The organism is Gilliamella sp. wkB108, assembly GCF_001690195.1.
Taxonomy (GTDB): Bacteria; Pseudomonadota; Gammaproteobacteria; order Enterobacterales; family Orbaceae; genus Gilliamella; species Gilliamella apicola_L.
In genome coordinates, this window is the sequence record NZ_LZGM01000078.1 from 162707 (window position 1) to 185616 (window position 22910).

21 protein-coding genes and 4 tRNA genes are annotated in these 22910 nt (G+C 34.8%); 12 read left to right on the forward strand and 13 right to left on the reverse strand.

All coding sequences use genetic code 11. From position 1 onward, the window contains the following. Nucleotides 1-117: 117 nt before the first annotated feature. The 8 genes from A9G11_RS08620 to recA form a co-directional block, all read right to left on the reverse strand. Nucleotides 118-194, reverse strand: a tRNA-Arg gene (locus tag A9G11_RS08620). Between the two features lie 19 nt (nt 195-213). Further along, nucleotides 214-290: transfer RNA gene (locus tag A9G11_RS08625), tRNA-Arg, on the reverse strand. A 23-nt stretch (nt 291-313) separates the two neighbouring features. After that, nucleotides 314-390: transfer RNA gene (locus A9G11_RS08630), tRNA-Arg, on the reverse strand. A 21-nt stretch (nt 391-411) separates the two neighbouring features. Further along, nucleotides 412-504: transfer RNA gene (locus A9G11_RS08635), tRNA-Ser, on the reverse strand. A gap of 127 nt (nt 505-631) precedes the next feature. Further along, nucleotides 632-832: a carbon storage regulator CsrA gene (csrA, locus tag A9G11_RS08640; RefSeq protein WP_065619201.1), complete on the reverse strand. Its 201-nt coding sequence runs from the start codon at nt 830-832 to the stop codon at nt 632-634. 139 nt (nt 833-971) lie between these two features. Continuing rightward, the gene (gene alaS / locus A9G11_RS08645) at nt 972-3605 is read right to left on the reverse strand and encodes an alanine--tRNA ligase (RefSeq protein ID WP_065619202.1); all 2634 of its coding nucleotides are present in this window, start codon (nt 3603-3605) and stop codon (nt 972-974) included. A 207-nt stretch (nt 3606-3812) separates the two neighbouring features. Further along, nucleotides 3813-4313: a regulatory protein RecX gene (locus tag A9G11_RS08650; protein WP_065619203.1), complete on the reverse strand. Its 501-nt coding sequence runs from the start codon at nt 4311-4313 to the stop codon at nt 3813-3815. Then, nucleotides 4313-5359 carry a recombinase RecA gene (gene recA, locus A9G11_RS08655; protein ID WP_065619204.1) on the reverse strand — a complete coding sequence of 349 codons (1047 nt, stop codon included), beginning with the start codon at nt 5357-5359 and terminating at the stop codon, nt 4313-4315. The genes A9G11_RS08650 and recA overlap by 1 nt, the downstream gene beginning before the upstream one ends. 559 nt (nt 5360-5918) lie before the next feature. On the opposite strand from recA, the gene A9G11_RS08660 reads away from it, so the two are divergent. From A9G11_RS08660 to A9G11_RS08670, 3 genes are read left to right on the forward strand one after another with little or no spacing between them, the layout of a single operon-like run. Further along, nucleotides 5919-7163 carry a PqiA/YebS family transporter subunit gene (locus A9G11_RS08660; protein ID WP_065619205.1) on the forward strand — a complete coding sequence of 415 codons (1245 nt, stop codon included), beginning with the start codon at nt 5919-5921 and terminating at the stop codon, nt 7161-7163. Nucleotides 7164-7178: 15 nt separating this feature from the next. Further along, nucleotides 7179-8828: an intermembrane transport protein PqiB gene (gene pqiB / locus A9G11_RS08665; protein WP_065619206.1), complete on the forward strand. Its 1650-nt coding sequence runs from the start codon at nt 7179-7181 to the stop codon at nt 8826-8828. Next, the gene (locus tag A9G11_RS08670; protein ID WP_065619207.1) at nt 8828-9415 is read left to right on the forward strand and encodes an ABC-type transport auxiliary lipoprotein family protein; all 588 of its coding nucleotides are present in this window, start codon (nt 8828-8830) and stop codon (nt 9413-9415) included. The genes pqiB and A9G11_RS08670 overlap by 1 nt, the downstream gene beginning before the upstream one ends. Before the next feature lie 44 nt (nt 9416-9459). Here A9G11_RS08670 and pabB read toward each other — a convergent pair whose 3' ends face one another. Beyond that, nucleotides 9460-11202 (reverse strand): aminodeoxychorismate synthase component I, encoded by a 1743-nt coding sequence (gene pabB / locus A9G11_RS08675; protein ID WP_065619208.1) that lies wholly within the window; start codon nt 11200-11202, stop codon nt 9460-9462. A 1-nt stretch (nt 11203) separates the two neighbouring features. Further along, the gene (locus A9G11_RS08680; RefSeq protein WP_065619239.1) at nt 11204-11779 is read right to left on the reverse strand and encodes an anthranilate synthase component II; all 576 of its coding nucleotides are present in this window, start codon (nt 11777-11779) and stop codon (nt 11204-11206) included. A gap of 288 nt (nt 11780-12067) precedes the next feature. Here A9G11_RS08680 and manD point away from each other — a divergent pair, with 288 nt between their 5' ends. The 4 genes from manD to A9G11_RS08700 all read left to right on the forward strand — a co-directional run bounded on the left by manD (nt 12068) and on the right by A9G11_RS08700 (nt 17044). Beyond that, nucleotides 12068-13282, forward strand: a complete 1215-nt coding sequence (gene manD / locus A9G11_RS08685; RefSeq protein WP_065619209.1) for a D-mannonate dehydratase ManD — start codon at nt 12068-12070, stop codon at nt 13280-13282. 30 nt (nt 13283-13312) lie between these two features. Continuing rightward, nucleotides 13313-14653: an MFS transporter gene (locus A9G11_RS08690; protein ID WP_065619210.1), complete on the forward strand. Its 1341-nt coding sequence runs from the start codon at nt 13313-13315 to the stop codon at nt 14651-14653. A gap of 54 nt (nt 14654-14707) precedes the next feature. Beyond that, a complete protein-coding gene (locus A9G11_RS08695) occupies nt 14708-16189 on the forward strand; it encodes a mannitol dehydrogenase family protein (protein WP_065619211.1) in 1482 nt (493 codons plus the stop codon). Nucleotides 16190-16360: 171 nt separating this feature from the next. Then, a complete protein-coding gene (locus A9G11_RS08700; protein WP_065619212.1) occupies nt 16361-17044 on the forward strand; it encodes a GntR family transcriptional regulator in 684 nt (227 codons plus the stop codon). 31 nt (nt 17045-17075) lie between these two features. On the opposite strand, the gene A9G11_RS08705 is transcribed toward A9G11_RS08700, so the two are convergent. Next, nucleotides 17076-17669 carry a CHAP domain-containing protein gene (locus tag A9G11_RS08705; RefSeq protein ID WP_065619213.1) on the reverse strand — a complete coding sequence of 198 codons (594 nt, stop codon included), beginning with the start codon at nt 17667-17669 and terminating at the stop codon, nt 17076-17078. A gap of 158 nt (nt 17670-17827) precedes the next feature. Between A9G11_RS08705 and yccX the strand changes: the two genes are divergently transcribed. The 5 genes from yccX to A9G11_RS08730 all read left to right on the forward strand — a co-directional run bounded on the left by yccX (nt 17828) and on the right by A9G11_RS08730 (nt 21453). Further along, entirely contained in the window at nt 17828-18106 is a 279-nt protein-coding gene (gene yccX, locus A9G11_RS08710; RefSeq protein WP_065619214.1) for an acylphosphatase, read from the forward strand. A gap of 80 nt (nt 18107-18186) precedes the next feature. Beyond that, nucleotides 18187-18753: an LPS export ABC transporter periplasmic protein LptC gene (gene lptC / locus A9G11_RS08715; protein ID WP_065619215.1), complete on the forward strand. Its 567-nt coding sequence runs from the start codon at nt 18187-18189 to the stop codon at nt 18751-18753. 3 nt (nt 18754-18756) lie between these two features. After that, a complete protein-coding gene (gene lptA / locus A9G11_RS08720) occupies nt 18757-19311 on the forward strand; it encodes a lipopolysaccharide transport periplasmic protein LptA (protein ID WP_081298496.1) in 555 nt (184 codons plus the stop codon). A gap of 1 nt (nt 19312) precedes the next feature. After that, on the forward strand, nt 19313-20038 hold the full coding sequence (gene lptB / locus A9G11_RS08725; RefSeq protein ID WP_065619216.1) for an LPS export ABC transporter ATP-binding protein: 726 nt from the start codon (nt 19313-19315) through the stop codon (nt 20036-20038). Continuing rightward, nucleotides 20038-21453 (forward strand): RNA polymerase factor sigma-54, encoded by a 1416-nt coding sequence (locus tag A9G11_RS08730; protein ID WP_065619241.1) that lies wholly within the window; start codon nt 20038-20040, stop codon nt 21451-21453. Before lptB ends, A9G11_RS08730 begins: the two co-directional genes overlap by 1 nt. Nucleotides 21454-21497: 44 nt before the next feature. Here the strand turns inward: A9G11_RS08730 and A9G11_RS08735 are convergent, their stop codons facing one another. After that, nucleotides 21498-22262, reverse strand: coding sequence for a class I SAM-dependent methyltransferase (locus A9G11_RS08735; RefSeq protein WP_065619217.1), 765 nt, complete (start codon nt 22260-22262; stop codon nt 21498-21500). Nucleotides 22263-22306: 44 nt separating this feature from the next. After that, complete coding sequence (gene leuD / locus A9G11_RS08740; RefSeq protein WP_065619218.1) at nt 22307-22909, reverse strand: 3-isopropylmalate dehydratase small subunit; 603 nt, start codon at nt 22907-22909, stop codon at nt 22307-22309. Nucleotide 22910 lies beyond the last annotated feature (1 nt).

The following is a 22910-nucleotide window of genomic DNA, read 5'->3' on the forward strand; positions in this document are numbered from 1 at the left end:
TACTGAAACCATTATTTTAATATAGTTAACAAATCATATAAATAACAATGTAGATTGATAATCAATATAAAATTAGTGAGCTTAGTATACTAGAATTATATCGGGATTCAACCGAAATGGCGCACCCGAAGGGATTCGAACCCCTGACCGCTCGGTTCGAAGCCGAGTGCTCTATCCAGCTGAGCTACGGATGCGTGTAAGTTCGTAAAAAAATGGTGCATCCGAAGGGATTCGAACCCCTGACCGCCCGGTTCGTAGCCGGGTACTCTATCCAGCTGAGCTACGGATGCGTATAGAAATTATTAGAAAAAAATGGTGCATCCGAAGGGATTCGAACCCCTGACCGCCCGGTTCGTAGCCGGGTACTCTATCCAGCTGAGCTACGGATGCATATCTTTTTTGTTAATAAAATGGCGGTGAGAGAGGGATTCGAACCCTCGATGCAGCTTTTGACCGCATACTCCCTTAGCAGGGGAGCGCCTTCAGCCTCTCGGCCATCTCACCAAAACAATAATGACTTCATCCGAACTTGAACAAAATCATATTGTGTGGCGCACATATTACTTTTTACAAAAAATAAGTCAAACATTTTTTTGCTTATGTGCGCTAGTTGTTTATTTCATGCCCAAAATCACTCCTTGGACCCAGATAAATCATCAATTTTGTCTTGACCATGATGAATTCTGTTATAGATCTCTTCTCTATGAATAGAAACTTCTTTAGGTGCATTAATACCAATTCTGACTTGATTACCTTTTACGCCTAGAATGGTAATTACCACATCGTCACCAATGATAAGTGTCTCACCTACTCTCCTAGTTAAAATTAACATTAGATCTCCCACTCTCAGTTATTTTATATATCCAAACAATTTTAAGATATAGCTTCGTCAGCCTCCCATCAACAAGATAGAAAGACGGAATTTTACAGAATACACCTTCATACTCGATTAGAGCATTACGGGTATCTGGCTAACTTGCTTGTAATTTATTACTGATTTCCTTTTTGACAGAAGATAAAGCTCCTGGTAACGCCGAAAGATCCATTCCACCTGCTTGAGCAAAATCAGGTCGCCCACCACCTTTACCGCCTATTTTTAATGCTAATTGAGAGACTAATTCGCCAGCTTTAACAATATGAATTAAATCATTTGTTACGCCAGCCGCTAAATTGATTTTGCCATCATTGACGGCTGCTAAAATAATGACGCCCGTTTTTAATTGATTTTTGAGATCATCAATCATCGTTCGTAACACTTTAGCCTCGACGTTATCAAGTTTAGCAATTAGTAAATTATTATTATTAATTTTTTCACATTGATTGAGCAATTGTACACTTTGTTGGCTAGCTTGCTGTGCTTTTAATTGCTCAATTGTTTTTTCTAACAGTTTAGTCTGATCAAGCAGTTGCTCAACGCGGCCTAAAACTGCCGTTTTGTCGCTTTTAACCAATAATCCAATCTGACTTAACAAATTGGACTCTTGGTGTATGTAATCCATTGCATTTTGTCCTGATGTGGCTTCAATGCGACGTACTCCAGAAGCTATACTTGACTCAGAGGTTATTTTAAATAAACCAATATCGCCAGTTCTATCAACGTGAGTACCACCACAAAGTTCAATCGAAAAATCTCCCATCGTTAGTACTCTAACAATATCTTCGTACTTCTCACCAAATAGTGCCATTGCCCCTTTATTTTTAGCCTCATTGATAGGCATAAGTTCAATATTTACTGGCAAATTACGACGTATTTGTTGATTAACGAGGTTTTCAATTTCGATCAATTGATCTGACGTAATGGCTTGATTGTGAGAAAAGTCAAAACGCAGATAACTTTCATTTACTAATGATCCTTTTTGGTGAACATGATTACCTAAAACACGCTGTAAAGCCGCTTGTAATAAATGTGTTGCTGAATGATTTCGACGAATTCGTTCACGTAGTTCTACATTAATTGCAGCAGTTACAGTTTCACCAACTTTTAAAGATCCTTTTACTATCTGACCTAAATGGCCAATGCTCTTACCATATTTTTGGCTATCTACGACAGCAAACTCAAGATTAGCTGCGGTGAGTAACCCCTTATCGCCAATTTGACCACCAGATTCACCATAAAATGGTGTTTTATCTAAAATAACAATGGCTTCGTCACCAGCATTAATGCTGTTAACCTTTTGACCATTTTGGAAAATAGCGATAACTTTACCAGTAGATTCTGTCGACTGATATCCCAAAAATTCGGTTTTATCATCTAATTTGATGACATTACTATAATCAACACTAAATGAACTGGATTCACGAGCGCGCTTACGTTGCTCTTCCATACAGTTATTAAAACCTGTTTCATCAATGGTGATATTTTTTTCGCGACAAACGTCAGCGGTTAAATCTAATGGGAATCCGTAAGTATCATAAAGTTTGAAAGCGACTTCACCCGGTAATACGGTTCCACTTATCTTAGTTAATTCTTGATCGAGTAATAATAATCCACGCTCAAGGGTCTTTAAGAATTGTTCTTCTTCGATCTTAAGCGTATCTTCTACTAATTTACGATTGTTATTTAATTCTACCGCAGCTCTATCCATAACATCAATTAATGGCTTAACTAATTTGTAGAAGAAAATATCTTTTGCACCAAGCATGTGTCCATGACGAACAGCCCGTCTGATAATGCGACGTAGTACATAACCACGACCTTCATTAGAAGGTAATACACCGTCAGAAATTAAAAATGCACATGATCGTATATGATCTGCAATAACTCGTAGCGATTTACTTTCTAAATCATTTGTTTGAATAATTGTAGCTGCATCTTTAATTAACTTTTTAAATAAATCAATATCATAATTTGAATTGACATGTTGTAGTACTGCAGCAATACGTTCAAGCCCCATACCTGTATCTACTGAAGGTTTAGGTAATGGTTCCATTGTTCCGTCTGGATGGCGATTAAATTGCATAAAGACGATATTCCAAATTTCTATAAATCGATCACCATCTTCTTCTGCACTACCCGGAGGTCCACCCCAAATATGATCACCATGATCATAAAAAATTTCTGTACAAGGTCCACATGGTCCAGTATCACCCATTTGCCAGAAGTTGTCTGAAGCATAAGGTGCGCCCTTATTATCACCAATTCGAACTATACGCTCTTTAGGTATGCCAATTTCATTTTCCCAAATTGCATACGCTTCATCGTCTGACTCATACACAGTTACAGTAAGTTTATCTTTTGGCAAGTTAAACCATTGTTTACTGGTAAGTAATTCCCATGCAAAATGAATAGCATCATGTTTAAAGTAGTCACCAAAACTAAAGTTACCTAACATCTCAAAAAATGTATGATGTCGAGCTGTATAGCCTACATTATCAAGGTCATTATGTTTACCACCAGCACGAACGCATCGTTGTGATGTTGTCGCTCTGGTATATGGGCGCTTGTCCATACCAAGAAAGACATCTTTAAACTGGTTCATACCCGCATTAGTAAATAATAATGTCGGATCATTGTGTGGTACAAGCGAACTACTCGCTACAATTTCATGTCCTTTGCTATGGAAAAAGTCAAGAAAGTTTTGACGAATTTCTGCAGTGCTTTTCATTTATGCTTCCAAATAAAACGATAGAATTTTAAACATAATAATATACCCGTAACAACTTAAGTTGAAAAGTAATTATTATCTTATACGGCAGTGAATCAAGCTAGTATTACTACTAAATAAAGGAAAAAAATAAAATGACCTAGGAGCTTTATTCGTAATGGATGTTACATTAAATTTAATGCGCCACATTTTAAGGATTATACTTGGTTAAGTCAATAAACTATAGAGAGTTTTTACATCATCTTGCGTATAACCTCTGGAAATTAAATACTGTATACCTTTTTGTCGTTGTTGATTATCTTTAGGATCAACTTGTTTGAATTTTTTAATTAATTGCTTATGAGCGATATTAACCCAATCAATTGCCGATTTTTGTAATAGGTCACGACTTACATGAGATGATATACCTCGTTGTTTTAATTCTATGGCGATTTTATATTTCCCATAACCTTTATCAGCACGCATGATAATGTATTTTTCGATATATTGTGTATCATTTACCCAATTTTTACTTATACAGTACTGAATAACATCACTTATTTCATTTTTTAATTGGTTTAATTGTTCGCTAAACTCATCGTCGCAATGTTTAATTTTTTTGGAAAAAAATAGGGTGATTTTTTGCGTTAATTCGTATGATGAATGATCTCGCTGTGCAAGTAATTGCACAGCTTTATTCAGAATTAATTTATTCAGTTTTTGGTTCATTATTCAAAGTTATCATCTTCAGATGATGTATCTTCATCGTCAGCAGTAAAAACAGCTGGGCTATTTAATAATAATTCGCGTAATTTTGTTTCAAGCTCTTGAGCAATTTCAGGATGCTCTTGCAAGAATTTAATAGAATTAGCTTTACCTTGTCCTACTTTTTCGCCGTTATAGCTATACCAAGCTCCGGCTTTATCGACTAATTTGTGTTTTACACCTAAATCAATCAGTTCACCTTCTTTTGAGATCCCACATCCATAAAGAATTTGGAATTCTGCTTGTCTAAAAGGTGCTGCTACTTTATTTTTAACTACTTTTACACGGGTATCACTACCAATCACATCTTCGCCTTCTTTTACTGCACCTGTACGACGAATGTCTAAACGAACTGATGCGTAAAATTTAAGAGCATTACCACCGGTTGTTGTTTCTGGATTACCAAACATGACACCAATTTTCATGCGAATTTGATTGATAAATACGACTAAACAGTTAGCATTTTTGATGTTTGCTGTAAGTTTACGTAAAGCTTGTGACATTAAACGAGCTTGCAGACCCATGTGAGAATCACCCATTTCTCCTTCAATTTCAGCTTTAGGTGTTAATGCGGCAACTGAGTCGACAATAATAACGTCGACAGCACCAGAACGAACCAACGCGTCACAAATTTCGAGCGCCTGTTCCCCTGTATCAGGTTGTGAAACTAATAAATCATCTACTTGTACTCCCAATTTAGCAGCATAAATTGGATCTAAAGCGTGTTCGGCATCAATAAATGCGCAAGTCTTACCTTCTTTTTGTGCTTGTGCGATAACTGATAGGGTTAACGTTGTTTTACCTGATGATTCTGGACCAAAAATTTCAACAATACGACCCATCGGTAAGCCACCGATACCTAATGCAATATCTAATCCTAAAGAACCCGTTGAAACAGCATCAACATCTAACGTTTGGGTGTCACCTAAACGCATAATTGAACCTTTACCAAATTGTTTTTCGATTTGACTTAATGCTGCTGAAAGTGCGCGTTGTTTGTTTTCGTTCATATAATTAAATTCCAATAAGTTAGGCTATTAATGAACATTATACTGTATTGTTATACAGTATCAAGTTTTTTTTATACTTATTATAAATTAGATCAGATAAGGTAAAAAAATTCGAATATTCATTAGTTAATAAACCAATTTAAATTATACCAAGACCCGTAAATGGTGATGAAATAGTCATATTCAAGGTTAAATATTATTGTAATATTGATTTAATTTTAATCTGAATAATTGAATTTCATATTAAGAAGGAAAATAATATTAAAATTATAGATGTATAGAAACTAAGCAATGAAAAATAATTATCATCTTATTTATTAATCATTGTTTTTTTGATTTGTCCAGATGAAAATAGTTAGGGTTTAATCAGCTAATACTTTCCTAAAAAAAAGCCATTTGCTATGATGAGCAACGAAGAAGTTTTAGTCATTGCATTGATTTGAATTAATTATCTAGCAAAATTGGATTTTATGTTGTTAATTAGAGTTTTTATACTGAAACGTAGTCTTAACCTGAAACATCTTCACAGTTTAAAATAGCTATTATATCAAGGAAAATAATGACCATTGATCACCACCACTATGTATTATGCCCCCATTGTGATTTGGTAGTAGAGTTCGCGGATATTACTTTAGGACATAAAGCTGTTTGCCCGCGCTGTCATACGACATTGGCAAAAAATAATACTAACATGAAGCATAAATCTGCTATTTATGCAATTTGTTCATTAATAATGGCAGTTATAGCTTGTGGATTTATTTTCATTGATATTCGTATTGTTGGTAACTTTAATGGGGTAAGCGTGTTAGATATCCCCAGAATCTTATTTTTTGATCGCTATAGTTATATTTCAGCGTTATTTATATTATTTGTATTACTTTTTCCTATATTTAATTTATTAATTATTACGCTACTTTGTAGCAAATTACCATTATCAAAATATCGTAAACGCGATCTTTTGATTATTTATAAACAGCTTCAACATTGGTGTATGCCTGAAATATTTTTAACTGGTGTTTTAGTTAGTTTTGTAAAATTAATGAGTTATGGAAATATTGGGGTAACTAGCACATTTTGGGCATTTTGTTTATTTGTCTTTTTTTATATTAAAGCGTTAGTTATTTTTTCGCCTGAAGCAATTTGGAACGAACTTCATTCTAATAATTTCGCACTCGAACCTTTGAAAGTAGGAAGAACAGGAATACGTCAAAATTTAAAGCTTTGTGGTTGTTGTGAAGCGATGTTACCGGTGCATTACGTAAAATGTCCTCGGTGTAAACAAAAAAGTAAGCTAAGAAATCGCGATAAGATACAATGGACAATTGCTTTGTTAGTGACTTCATTGATTATTTATATTCCTGCCAATGTATTTGGGATTATGATAACAGTTTTGTTTAGTTCGTCTTCTACTTCAACCATTATGGATGGAGTGATTTATATGTGGCAATCGGGAGATATCCCGGTGGCATTAGTTATTTTTGCAGCAAGCGTGGTGATACCAATTTTAAAAATCATCTCGCTAAGTTGGCTGTGTTATTTTGCGCTAGCCGTGAAACGAAAACGCGGTCATGATTGCTTAAAAATGAAAAAACTATATAGTGCAGTAGAATTTATCGGTAAATGGTCAATGATTGATATATTTGTAGTATCTGTTGTTTGTTCGTTAGTAAGAAATCAACAAATGATGAGTGTCTACCCGGATATTGGCGTTGCATTTTTTGCAACTGTAGTCATCGTTACTATGGTTGCATCTCAAAAATTCGATTCTCGTTTAATTTGGGATCAGGTAAAAATTAGAAAATAGAGTAATAGGAACAATATGGCAACATCACGTAGATTAGCAAAAATAGTTAAAATAAGAGCCATTTCAGCAATATGGATTATTCCAATTGTGACTTTAGTTGTTGGCCTTTGGATTATCTATTCTCATTTTGCTGATAGAGGAACTTCATTTACTTTACTGGCAAAAGATGCAAGCGGTATTGTAGCGGGTAAAACGGTGATTAAAAATCGTAGTGTTGATGTCGGTATTGTCGATGAAGTGACGTTATCCGATGATTATAAACAAGTTGTAATTAAAGGTCGCATTTATAATGATATGGATCCTCTTCTTCACAACGATTCAATCTTTTGGGTAGTGAAACCCGAAATTGGTCGTGATGGAGTGACTGGTTTAAGTACGATTTTATCGGGTGTTTATATCGAACTCGTCGCGGGAAATGATACCCATAGCTTTAAAAATAATCCCTTTATACTTTCAGATACACCGCCGTTATCCGATCCAAGCATCAAAGGTATCCGTTTAAACTTAGAAAGTGACCAAAATAATGTTATCCCAAGAGGTGCATCTGTGATGTTTCATGGGTATCGAGTTGGTAATGTTGAAACTTCTGATTTTGATGTTGAAGCTCGTAAAATGAAATATCAAATTTTTATCACCAGACCGTATGATGTATTAGTCACACAAAATGTGCGCTTTTGGAAAGAAGGTGGTATTAATTTATCTTTGTCCTCACATGGTGCTAGTTTAGATTTTCCTTCATTAGATGTATTAATGACAGGTGCAATTAGTTTCGATATACCAGAAGGAGCTAAATTAGGTGCACCGGCACAACAGCATGCTGTGTATAAATTGTATGAGGATAAAAAAGCCATTCAGGAATCACAGTATACTAATTATAAAGAATTCCTTATTATGATTTCTGACTCAATATCAGGTTTAACGGAAGGGACATCTGTTGAGTATCATGGTATAAGACTTGGTACTGTGAGTAAAGTGCCATTTTATACCGCAGAAATGTTAAAAAATTCATCCATATTAAATCAAAAAGTCCCTGTTTTAATCAAAATTGAACCAGATCGCTTATCTGAATTGGTGGAAGAAAAAATAGATATTGCAGGGTTAATTATTCAGGAACAGAAAAATGGTTTAAGAGCTTCATTAAAAACCTCTAATATGTTTACAGGCGCGCTATATATTGATTTAGATTTTTATCCGAACCAAAAAGATAAATATGATCCATCTCAAGCTAAAATGTATGGTTACGATACCATTGAAACTACTTCAACCGGATTTGCACAGATACAAGCAAAAATTTTACAAGTTCTTGATAATTTCAATAACTTACCACTTAACAGCGCAGTAACACAATTAGATAAATCTCTAGCTTCAAGTGAAAAGTTAATGAACTCGTTAAATAAGATTATGGCAAGCAAAGAGATGCAAAATATGCCGAAAGAACTGCAAAAAACCATACGGAATTTAAACGAAACTATGAAAAGTTTCCAACCTGGTTCAGATCTCAATAATCAGATGACTGAGAGTTTGCAGAAAGTTCAACAAATGATGGATCAACTTACTCCATTACTTAATACACTCAATGATAAAAGTAATGCGTTGATTTTTTCTGCACCAGCGAAGCAGGATGTGGAGCCAAAAGCTAAAACTAAAACTAAAGGTAAAAAATAATGAATAGAGTATTTCATCGAAAACTATTTATGGTTATGTTAATGGCATTATTTACTACCTTAATAGGGTGTTCATCCAATGAACCGAGTAAAAATTATTTTCAATTAACCAGTAACTTGACGAATAAACCCTCTCACACAATGAAAAAAACTAATCATTTTATCTGGATAGAGACGATTGATGTGGCGAGTTTTTTAAATACTCCGGGTATTGTGCTACAAACAGAGAATATTAAGTACACGACTGCTACCCAAAATCTATGGGTTTCAACTCTTTCACAACAATTAGCGGATCGGTTAATGCAGGATATGACACTCTTTTTACCTAACTACTTAGTATCCAATAAATCCATTACCACACCAACTTATACCGTTAAACTATTTATTGATGGTTTTCATGGCAGTTATACGGGAGATGCGATTATCAAAGGACGTTGGGTGGTAACAGATAGTAAAAACAGTATTCAAACCAAGACATTTGATAGACATGTGCCATTAACTGATAATGGTTATGATGCCTTAGTTAAGGCTTTATCAAAAGGTTGGCAGGATGAAGAACAAGATTTTGCCAAATCCATTAAACATTAATCACTAAAAAACATTCCGTTGATATATACACGGAATGTTTTTATTTAACTCAATTGTAGTTTAAATTGCTTAAAGATCTTATCATCAATTTCGACCCATTTACGAACACTATTAATAAAAGCTATTTTTTCAGCAGATAATAGCTCATCTTTTAGTATTTTTCTTACAACTAATTGCTCATGATCTATATAAAATTGACGCATGGTTCCAGCCAATAATCCGGCACTAAGATCAGGAGTAACCCATTGATGATCAATCAATAACGCGATATTGCCGTTGACAAATTCGGTTAACTCATCATTTTGGTTAAAATTAATATACTCTTTACCGGTTGTTATAACAGGGAAGTGTTCACGATTTGAGGTTTTGTGATATAAATAAACATTATGACTATCCACGCATTGCGGAGCAAAAGCGATTTCAGTAATTGACAAGGGACTATTTAGATTTTGATAGCAAAGAGTATAAAAACCATTTTGGTATAGTAATACTCTAACTTTATAACAACCACGACTATACGCTTTGGCATCACTGATAAGTTGTAATTTAATTGAATCAGTATCACATTGGAAATCGAAATAGTGAGCAGAATCTTGTAATCTAGCTAAGTGTTCATCAAGTAAAAACAGCTGACCATTCTCAAGTAAAATCGATTCAAGCAGATGCTTTGGAAATGCGTTGGTACGATTTAGCATAGCTGTTTTAGCAAGAATTTCATTATATTCATCTTGAGATGTCGAGTCCCAAGTGATCCCACCGCCAACACCATAGTATATTTGTTGATTATGTATAGTTAAGGTACGAATAGGAATATTAAATGTTGCCTTATGCATAAATGGTTCAATATAACCGATTGTTCCGCAGTAAACTCCTCGCCTTGAGTTTTCCATTTCGGCAATAATTTTCATGGTACTGGTTTTCGGTGCGCCAGTTATCGAACCACAAGGAAATAATGCTTGAAAAATTTGATATAAGCTGACATTTTGCTTTAGTTTTCCTTCTATTGTTGAAGTTAATTGCCAAACAGTAGGGTATTTTTCTGCGGTAAAAAGCTTCGGTACATTAACGGATCCAGTTTGTGAGATTTGACTTAAATCGTTACGTAATAAGTCGACAATCATCATATTTTCGGCTTGGTTTTTTTCAGATAATAAAAGTTCTAATTGATGCTTATCTTCCTGATTATTAACACCTCTTTTAGTTGTACCTTTCATCGGTTTTGTGATGATTGTTTCACCTTCCAGCTTAAAAAAAAGTTCAGGTGAAATTGACAAAATATAATAATCATCAAATTGTAAATAAGCACAATAGTTAGCATGATTGTTTTGTTGTAAAAATTTATAATAATCGAAAGGATTGGCATCAAAAGGAGCCGTAAATCGAATAGTATAGTTGGTTTGATAAGTATTGCCTGACTCAATCTGAGAACGGATAAAGGCGATCTTCTGATTATACTCATCAATAGTGGTATCACAAGTTAAGTTAACAGATTGCGCAATGTAATCATTCTTTGGGAGAGGTTCAACCGTAGAATACGTTTCGAAAATACCAAATAATAATAGTGGTAATTTATGATCATTCTGTTCCATTGTTTTTGTTTTGTAAGACTTATTTAGTGCCATGGCTGCTTCATAAGCAAGATAACCAACCGCATAATAGCCTTGTTTTGTAAACTTTTCGATCTCATCTAAATATCGCTTAATAGACGTATAATCGTCTGATACTAACACTTTAATTGGATCGTGGAAGTATTTATGTCGACCTTCAAAATCAATATAAATTTTCATACTAATGGTACTCATTCACAAAATTACTAATCATTTGAAGCCCGCACTCTGTTTTAATCGCTTCAGGGTGAAACTGTACTGATTCAATTGGTAACCTTTTATGACGTAATCCCATAATTAATCCTTGTTTATTTCTGGCGGTAACAATCATTGGTGATTGACTCTGAGGTAAATTATCATAGGCAATGAGAGAGTGATAACGTACTACACTAAGTGGATTTTTAATGCCGGTAAATAATCCCTTATTATCGTGAGTGATCTCATCAATTTTCCCATGCATGGGCATAGCGGCTTTACCAATGGTATATCCATAATGTTGAGCGATTGCTTGATGCCCTAAACAAATGCCAAGAATAGGGCAACTACCAGCAAATGTTGCAATTACAGCAAGAGAAATACCGGCATTATCTGGCGTTCCAGGACCAGGCGAGATGACAATTTTAGAGAACGTTAACTGCTTTAGCTGCTCAATTGCCATTTCATCATTTTTGATAACATTGATGTGTGCGCCTGCACGACTTAAATAATCGTAAATATTAAAGGTAAAAGAATCATAATTATCAATTAATAGTATCAAAATGTTACCTGTTCTATATTTAAAGTTAGTCATTCGATACAACATTAAGTCCAATCGAAGGAAAGGCACAAATTCTATTATATCAACAACACTTTTAAAAAGAGATTATTAGCTAATAATGATCTTCATCCTACTATTTTATATTTAAACGTTATGCTTTCCTGAAACTTCTTTACATCGTAGTGATCTTTTTGTGATTTTTGTCACAAAAACATACAACTCTACTTGTATGGTAGTATTTAATATTTTATTTTTGTGATGCCATAAAATCATAACAAGAGGTATTAAATGAAAATTGTAAAAGCGGAAGTTTTTGTCTGTAGTCCGGGAAGAAATTTTGTCACATTAAAAATCACAACTGATGAAGGCGTTTATGGTGTAGGTGATGCCACGCTCAATGGTCGCGAGTTATCGGTTGTATCTTATCTTAAAGATCATCTTTGTCCTCAACTTATTGGACGCGATCCACAACAAATCGAAGATATTTTTCAATATTTTTATAAAGGAGCTTATTGGCGACGCGGTCCGGTTACTATGTCAGCGATTTCAGCAATAGATATGGCGCTTTGGGATATTAAAGGCAAACTCGCCAATATGCCGTTATATCAATTATTAGGTGGCGCATCGCGAACTGGTGTTATGGTGTATTGTCACACCACAGGAGCAAGCATTGATGAAGCATTAGATGATTATGCCAAACATAAGGAAATGGGTTTTAAAGCGATTCGTGTGCAATGTGGTGTTCCTGGAATGAAAACCACTTATGGTCAAAGTAAAGGTAAAAATTTGGCTTATGAACCGGCAACACGAGGCAACTATCCAGAAGAACAATTTTGGGCAACAGATAAATATCTCGATTTTACACCCAAATTATTTGAAGCTGTTCGTAATAAGTTTGGTTTTAATGAACACCTGCTTCATGACATGCATCACCGCTTAACGCCAATAGAAGCAGCTCGATTTGGTAAAAGTATAGAAGATTACCGTCTCTTTTGGATGGAAGATCCGACACCAGCCGAAAATCAAGAGTGCTTCCGTCTCATTCGTCAACATACCGTCACGCCAATTGCTGTCGGTGAAGTATTTAATAGTATTTGGGACTGTAAACAACTAATCGAAGAACAACTTATCGACTATATCCGAACCACGATTACACATGCTGGCGGTATTACTCATATGCGACGTATTGCCGATTTTGCAGCACTCTATCAAGTAAGAACTGGTTCGCATGGACCGTCTGACTTATCACCAATTTGTCATGCCGCAGCACTACATTTTGACATGTGGGTACCTAATTTTGGTGTCCAAGAATTTATGGGATATTCAGAACAAATGCTTGAAGTCTTTTCACCCAATTGGACCTTTATCGACGGCTATATGCACCCAAGTGACAGACCGGGACTCGGTATCGATTTCGACGAAAAATTAGCTGAAAAATATCCATATAACCCAGCTTACTTACCTATTGCGCGTCTGGAAGACGGAACGTTATGGAATTGGTAGATTTTTGTTTAAAATAAATTAATTAAAGGAATGAGTATGTTAACTTCAGAAGTTATTCAAGAAAAAGAAAAGCGTCAGGTAATAAAACGTGTAGCTGTTGCTTCATCAATTGGTACTGCTGCGGAATATTATGATTTTTTTGCGTATGGTACCGCAGCAGTATTATTTTTTGGTCAACTGTTTTTTCCGAGTGATGATCCATTTATTAGTACTCTTGCCGCTTTTGCCACTTACGCAGTTGGATTTTTTGCAAGACCAATTGGTGGTATTGTTTTTGGTCATATGGGGGATAAAGTAGGGCGCAAAAAAGCACTGGTCATTACAATTTTAATTGTTGGGTTAGGCACATTTGCAATAGGTTTACTACCAACATATGAATCTATTGGCTGGTGGGCTCCATTTATTCTTATATTAATTCGTGTTTTACAAGGTTTTGGTGTCGGTGGGGAACAAGCTGGTGCCGTACTTATGACTGCAGAATATTCACCACCTAAAAAACGTGGATTTTTTTCAAGTTGGGTTCAAATTGGCGCACCATTAGGTTTCTTGTTACCTTCGGCTCTATTTGCTTTATTAACTTCAATACTTTCTAGTGAACAAATGCTAAGTTTTGGTTGGAGAATACCATTTTTATTAAGTTTGCTTTTAGTCATAATAGGTCTTTTTATTCGTTTGCGCATTGATGAATCACCGGTGTTTGAAGAAATTAGGCAGACCAAAGCGGTTGAATCTTCAATGCCTTTGAAAGATGTCATGAAAAATTATCCAGGTATTGTGATCAAAGGCGTTGGAGCAAAACTTATTGAAGCTTGTTCATTTGCAATGTTCACCGTTATAGTACTAGCTTATGTTAATGTTAATAATTTAAATAAAAACTATGTTCTCGATGCAATAATCGTTGCGGTAGTCCTTGAGATTTTTGCAATTCCTCTTATGGGAGCATTATCAGATAAATGGGGAAGGAAAAGGGTTTATATTATTGGCGCACTTATTCAAGTGATTTTTATTGTTCCGTTCTTCCTTATGATAAATACCCAAAATTATCTATTAATTCAAATTGCCATGATTGTGGTGCTACCTTTTGGACATGCAATGTGTTATGCCCCTCAAGCTTCATTCTTCCCTGAGTTATTCCCGACAGCAATTCGTTGTAGCGGCATAGCATTAATTTGGCAGGTTGGGTCTTTGATAGGTAGTGGCATTTTAGGACTTTGTGCGGTAAAAATATTACAAATGTATAATGGACACTATACGGGTTTAGCCTTGTATGTCGGAGTTTTAGGTATTTTATCTGTTATTGGTATTGCGTTATTACCTGAAACAGCACCAAATAAAATTAAGAAAGAGTATCAACAATGGATTAGTAAGTAATAATATTATAAGTTTATTAATTTGTCTTAAACTGATATTTAATCGAGATTTAAAATGAGATTATCAAATCAAACTATATCACAACTACCTAAAGAGGTAGTTGTACCAACCTATGATAGAAGCAACCTTAAAACCAAAATTGTGCATCTTGGTTTTGGTGCGTTTCATCGCGCTCATCAAGCTGTATTCGCCGATATTCTTGCCACTGAATATAATAGTGACTGGGGATATTGTGAAGTTAATTTAATTGGTGGTGAAAAGCAAATAGAGGATTTAAAAGCACAAGATTTTTTATTTAGTGTTTGTGAAATGTCTTATGATAACTGGCGTACTCGAGTTGTTGGTGTGGCTAAAGAAGCATTACATGCTGATGTTGATGGTATAACTAAAATATTAGCAGTGATGACTCGTCCCGAAATTGCCATTGTCTCTATAACTGTGACAGAAAAAGGGTATTGCTATTTACCAGCAAGCGCGTCAATTGATACAAATAATTTATTAATTAAACATGACATAGAAAATCCAACTCAACCTAAAACAGTACCGGGTGTCATTGTTGAAGCGCTGCGCCTACGCAAAGAAATGGGTTTAAAACCTTTTACAGTGATGTCGTGTGATAATATGCCGGAAAACGGCCATGTGACGCGTAATGTTGTGTTAGCATTAGCTAAGCAGCGTGATCCAAGTTTAGCTGATTGGATAGATCAAAATGTCACATTTCCATCGACAATGGTTGATCGTATTGTACCTGCAGTTACGCCTGAAACAATGCAAAAAATTCAAAAGCAACTAGGTGGAATTGAAGATCCTGCTGGAGTGGCTGGCGAACCTTTTAAACAATGGGTTATTGAGGATAATTTTGTAGCAGGACGCCCTGAATGGCAAAAAGCAGGTGCAGAACTCGTTAATGATGTGTTGCCTTATGAAGAGATGAAGCTACGCATGTTAAATGGAAGTCACTCATTTTTTGCTTATTTAGGTTATTTGGCGGGGTATTTGCATATTGATGAATGTATGCAAGATCCGAATTATGTAAAAGCAGCCAGACATTTAATGCTACAAGAACAAGCAACGACCTTACGAGTTAAAGGCGTCGATTTACAAGTCTATGCAGACACATTACTTGAACGCTATCGTAATACAGGTTTAAAACATCGAACCTGGCAAATTGCTATGGATGGAACCTTAAAACTACCACAGAGAATGCTTGATTCTATTCGTTTCCATTTAGCCAATCAAACGTCATTTGATTGTTTAGCACTAGGTGTGGCGGCATGGATGCGCTATGTAAGTGGCAAGGATGATGCAGGTAATACCATTGATATAAGTGATCCTGCGGTTGATAAATTGACAGCATTAGTCTTAGCAAGCCAAGATAATCAAGAACGTGTTACAGCCTTATTATCATTAAATCATGTTTTTGGTGAAGACTTATCACATAACCAGTATTTTATTGATAAAGTGACTAAAGCTTACTTATCATTACGGGATATCGGAGCCAAAAAGACAGTTGCACGCTTATGTCAATCGCTCTAAATTAAATAACAAAGTGTAACAATTAATAACCTTGTTACACTTTGAGCTTTAGCCAATATATTAATAATAAAACCTGATATTATTTAAGTGTATTTTATATAAAAGACTTTTCTTATAAATAAAAATACCCTACTATTCTTGCTAATTTAATTTCTTATGTAAGAATGATATATGTTTAAATCTATTGAGTTAAATATTTCTCAGCCTGTTAATCAACAAATCTATCAAACATTGAGAAAAGCCATTATCACATGCCAAATATTACCGGGTGTTTCTCTATCAGAAAAAGAAATTTCTAGCCAATTTAACGTTTCAAGGCAGCCAGTTCGAGAAGCCTTCATTAAATTAGCTGAAGCAGGTCTGGTTCAAATTCTTCCTCAACGTGGAACTTTTGTTACTAAAATATCAGTCAAAAAGGTTATTGATGGTCAGTTTATTCGAGATGCAGTGGAATGCGCGATTATTCGACGTGTTGCGGTGGAAATTAAAAAATCAGATATTTTATTGTTACAAAAGAATCTTGATGAACAAAAAGAGGCTAATAAACGCAAAGATATTCGTTATTTTCTGGAAAAAGATGATGAATTTCATCAGATCCTGATGAATGTCATTGACTGTCAAATGGCATGGGAAAGCATTGAAAATATTAAAGCGATGATGGATAGAGTAAGATTTATTTCTTTAGAACATATCTCTCCACCAGAAGATCTGGTTAAGCAACATGAAAATATCTTTATTGCACTTAAAAAACATGATCCAGAACTTGCTGCTGTTGCACAACACGAGCATTTATCGACTATTTTGCAAACAATAAAAATTGTATCACAGCAAAAAACAGAATGGTTTGTCGATTAGATTGTATAGAACTTACCTAAATTATTTAAAGCTAAAGTTTGCGTAAAAATCCTAAAACTCGAAAGCTATCAATCTTCCATAAACCATTGCTAAAACTTAGTGCGTAGGTGGCACGACTACTTACATTAGGTCCTGGGTTTTGTTGTATGATTTCAATTTCGTTATCACTCACCTTACTGATAATGGCCACATGCCCATATCTAGACCAACCTAGCACAATAATATCTTCAACTTGAGGTTTAGTAGATGAACCATTGGTAAATTGCAACAAATTACGTTTGGGATTGATTTGTCCGTCGGCAATGGATGCATCAAAAAAATCTTTAGCATGACCGTAACTATCCGGCATTTTATGATTAAAACGCTCATAGTAATAACGTTTAATAAATTCAACACATTGATATTTTTGACCTAAATTATATCCATCTGAGGTGACATTACGGCCACTAACATTACCGGTACTGCCATTGTAATAAACATTAACGCCATTAAATTGATCGATAACTTGACCAATTTTACTTTTATCAACAAAGAGATCGGGATAAACAAACTGATAAAAGGAAAAACAACCAACAATCGAAAGTACTAAAAAGAGTAATAAACTTTTTTTATATTTTAGTAACATACTTTTGCCATAGATATTAATAAATATTTAATGCATCAATTCAAATAAATTATACAATTAAGTTAAAATTCGTGAAGATATTATTTATTAGTTTGTCTAAAACATCAACCGTTATATCATTTTGTGATAGCTGATTAAAAATGAGTGGGGATTAAGATATGATAGAACAAATTAAAATTCATGTTAGAGGACGAGTTCAAGGAGTGGGATTTCGTTTTTTTACCCACCAACAAGCTTTAAAGCTTGGTTTGGTAGGATATGTTAGAAATTTAGATAATGGCGATGTAGAAATTGTGGCTCAAGGCGATAGTTTACAAATAGCAAAGTTGACGCAATGGCTTGAGCAAGGTGGACCTGTTTCATCACGTATAACTCATATCAATATTTGTCAATCAGCCATACAAGAGGATTTAACTTCTTTCAAAGTCAGATATTAATTTAATAAAAAATACAGTAAAATGGCTGGATGCGTTGTACTTTAAAATAATAATCTTTCTCTAGGTAATTAACTTAGGTTATGAGTAAAAAAAATTTAATTTGTATTTTACTAATTATCATTGTTGTTGGTGTTTACTATAATTATCAAAAAAACGATGATGAGTTAGGAACATATTCTACTGCATCTTTATCTGATGAACCTGTTTATCGGAGTGATGAGATGATAACCTATATCTATGATCTAGAGGGCGAGATTATTTATAAAATTGAATCTGATAAAGTTAAGCATTTCGACGATTCGAATAATACTGATTTTGAATCACCTCATTTTACAATTTATGATCAAGATCATATCGCGGCATGGCATATTCAAGCAAAAAAAGCGACATTAACTAATGATAAACTAATTTACCTTTACCAAGATGTTCAATTAGATAATTTAACCCCTGATGCGCAATTAAAACAGGTAGAAACCGACAATGCTGTCGTTGATTTAAATACACAGCACGTCACATCTAAAGATCCGGTTATAATTAATGGTACAGGATTTTATTCCACGGGTATTGGCTTAGCTGGTGATTTGCGTGCAAAAACCGCTAACATACTTGAAAATATAAAAACATTTTATAATACTGAGGCAAAATAAAACATGAGATCGCACAAACAGGTTATTTTTCCGTTATTTTTATTGCTATCTTTCTCATTTGGCTGTTTTGCAGATGAGCCTGTTATGCAATCATCCCCAACTACCCCAGAACAAAAAACACTGATTAATAATAAACCTATTGCTATCGATGCGGACAATCAACAAATTGATATTGATAAAAATGTGATCACCTTTATAGGTAATGTAAATATCGTTCAAGAGGGTTTAACCATTAAAGCAGATAAAGTAGTAATTACTGATATGCAAGATTCTGCAAAACAAAAAATTACCGCTTATGGTAAACCAGTTCATTTTAAACAAGTAATACCTGAGAAAAAGATGGTGGTTACCGGTCATTCTTTGCAAGTTATTTATAATGTGAAACAAAACACAGTACTATTACAAGGTAAAGCCGAATTATTTCAACAGGATAATCACATAGTAAGTGAACTGATCACTTACTATGTAGATCGAGAACAAATTGACGCCAAACCAGGTAAAAATGGACGAGTTAAAACGACTATCTACCCAAATCAAGTTAAAGAGATAAACAAATAATATGTCGATATTAAAAGCGGTTAATTTGGCCAAAGTATATAAAAAAAGGCGAGTTGTTGAAGACGTTAGTTTAACAGTTAATTCTGGTGAGATTGTCGGATTATTAGGTCCTAATGGCGCCGGTAAAACAACTACTTTTTATATGGTTGTCGGTATTGTGACATTAAACGCAGGTAAGATTTTTTTGGATGATCATGATATTAGTATTTTACCATTACATGAACGCGCCAAAAAAGGGATTGGTTATTTACCTCAAGAAGCCTCAATTTTCAGAAAACTATCAGTTATTCAAAATATTATGGCGATTTTAGAAACACGCAGTGATATTGATAAAAATGAAAAACTAAATCGTGCTGAAGAGCTACTTGAAGAGTTTCATATCACTCACATTCGTGACAATATAGGTCAATCCTTATCAGGTGGTGAAAGGCGTAGAGTTGAAATTGCCAGAGCTTTAGCCGCTAATCCTAAATTCATTTTACTTGATGAACCTTTTGCAGGGGTTGATCCGATTTCGGTTATTGATATCAAAAATATTATCAAACATCTTCGCGATCGAGGGCTTGGTGTGTTAATTACTGACCATAATGTACGTGAAACTCTGGATGTTTGTGAACGAGCTTATATTGTCAACAAAGGACACTTGATTGCAGAAGGTACACCTAAAAGTATCTTAAGTAACGAATATGTTAAACGCGTTTACTTAGGCAATGAATTTAGATTATGATGAAACCTAGTTTACAACTGAAAGTCTCGCAACAATTATCGATGACGCCACAATTGCAAATGGCAATTCGATTACTCCAGTTGTCAACTGTAGAATTGCAGCAAGAAATTCAAACAGCACTTGAAAATAATCCTTTACTTGAAGTCGCCGATCAATATGATGAAATCAATGTTGAACAACATGAAGTTGATGAACAGATTGATACCCGTGAAGCATTAGACAGTCAAAATATTCCAGACGATATTCCTTTAGATGCTTCTTTAGATGATATTTATACCGCCGGTACACCATCAGGAACAAGTTCAGATTATCGTGATGACGAATTACCTATTTATCAAGGTGAAACTCATGAAACACTGTTTGACTATTTAAAATGGCAACTTGATTTAACTCCTTTTAGTGAAACAGATAGAGCTATTGCAATTTCTATTATCCAAGCCATTGATGAGCGAGGGTATTTGACTGTTTCAACGCAAGAAATATTGGAAGAACAGGGTAATGATCAGATTGAACTTGAGGAAGTTGAAACTGTATTGAAACGAATTTGGCATTTTGATCCTATTGGTGTTGGAGCAAGAAATTTACAAGAGTGTTTATCAATTCAAATCCAATATTTAAATCCACCATTATTAGTGAAACAAATTATTGATAATCATCTCGATTTATTAGCCAGTCGTGATTATAGAACTTTAAAGAAACTCTTAAATACCAATGACGAGCAGTTAAAAGAAGCAGTTAATTTTATTCAACATCTTCAACCGTATCCCGGTGATTCTATCAATACCACACCACCTGATTATGTTACGCCTGATGTACTTGTGAAAAAAAAAGATGGGAAATGGATTGTAGAATTAAATAATGACACAGTACCAACTTTACGCATAAATCAACAATATGCAGCAATGGAAAAATTTGCTAATGAAAGTGATGGGCAATATATTCGTTCACACCTGCAAGACGCGAATTGGTTTATCAAAAGTATCGAAAATCGTAATGAAACGTTACTGAAGGTAAGTCAATTTATTGTCGAACATCAGCAAGACTTTTTTGAATATGGCACTGAACAGATGAAACCGATGATCTTGTCTGATGTTGCAAGTGCGATTGAAATGCATGAATCAACTATTTCACGTGTTACAACACAAAAATATCTACATTGTCCAAGTGGTATATTTGAACTAAAATACTTCTTTTCTAGTCATGTTAATACTGATTCTGGTGGTGAAGCTTCGTCTACCGCAATTCGCGCATTGATTAAAAAATATATTTCCAGTGAAGATAGCAAAAAACCATTAAGCGACAGTAAGATTGTTTCTATGCTTGAACAACAAGGAATTCTTATTGCTCGCCGAACAGTAGCCAAATATCGTGAAGCATTAGCTATACCGCCTTCTAGCCAACGCAAACAGTTATAGTTAGCCGAAATATCCCTTATTGAGTTGCAACCTAATTATAAAGATCAGATCACTTTTCGTGTTTCGATAATCATCATATCGGTTGTAAATGAGCCATCAGGTTGCAATTCAAAATAGCGCTTAGTATCACTCGAGGCTGTTTGTTGATAAATTTTGATGGCTTCAACTAAGAAAGCAGGCGTTCGCATTCGGGTAACCCAACTAGCAAAAGTGAGCGTTAAACGATGACGCTGAAGATTTTCTATAGCAAAACCTGCTTCGGTTAAAAATGTTAACCATTCACCTGGGGTATAATCTCGAACATGTGACGTATCTCGTAATGCTTCAACAGTTTGTAACCAAACATCTAATACGGGATGTCCCGGTGCAACAACATCCATAATAATCAATTTACCATTAGCTTTAGTGACACGATTTAGCTCACGCAAGCTCTGCCCAACATCTTGCCAATGATGAGCTGAATAACGACTAGTAATAATATCAAATTGATTATCTTCAAAAGGTTGATGCTCAGCATAACCTTGTTTAGTGGCAATATTTAGTAAACCGCGTTCTTGCGCTGTTTTTGCAACGACTGACAACATTTCATCAGAAAGATCATAGGCCGTCACACTTTTAACCTGTTTAGCCGCAACAAAACTAACATGCCCAGCCCCACACCCCATATCTAATAAATCCGCATTAGGATAGTTAGAAAGCAAGTTCGATAAATATTCAAGATCGGGACCTTGTGCATGAACTTTGCTGGATAAATAAGCATTTGCTTGTTCACCAAATTGTTGTTTTACCTTGTCGTGATGTGTTGTCATTAGATATCTCATTTAAGGGTGATTTTACGCACCCTATATATTAGTTACGCTAAAAAAGCTGGAATTTTGTGTTCAAAAGCATTGATAGCATCTTCATGTTGTAACGTTAATCCAATATTATCCAAACCATTTAATAAACAATGACGTTTAAATGCATCAATTTTGAATGAATATTGCTTGTCACCTGCGATAACCACCTCATTGACCAAATCGATAGTAAATTCGATTCCTTCATTCGCTTCAACTATTTTGAATAATTCATCAACATCTTCTTCTGATAAGTTGACTAACAATAATTGATTGTTAAAAGAGTTATTATAAAAAATATCGGCAAAACTTGAGCCAATAATGGTTTTAAAACCATAATCAGCTAAGGCCCAAGGTGCATGTTCACGTGATGAACCACAGCCAAAATTTTCACGTGCTAATAAAATGCTAGCACCTTTATAACGAGGTTTATTTAAAACAAATTCGGGATTCGGTTTTTCACCCGCATCATCCAGAAAACGCCATTCATGAAACGCATGTTTACCAAAACCCGAACGTGTGACTTTTTGTAAAAACTGCTTAGGAATAATAGCATCGGTATCAACATTAGCCGCATCTAAAGGAACGACTAACCCGGTATGTTTTGTAAATTTAGCCATG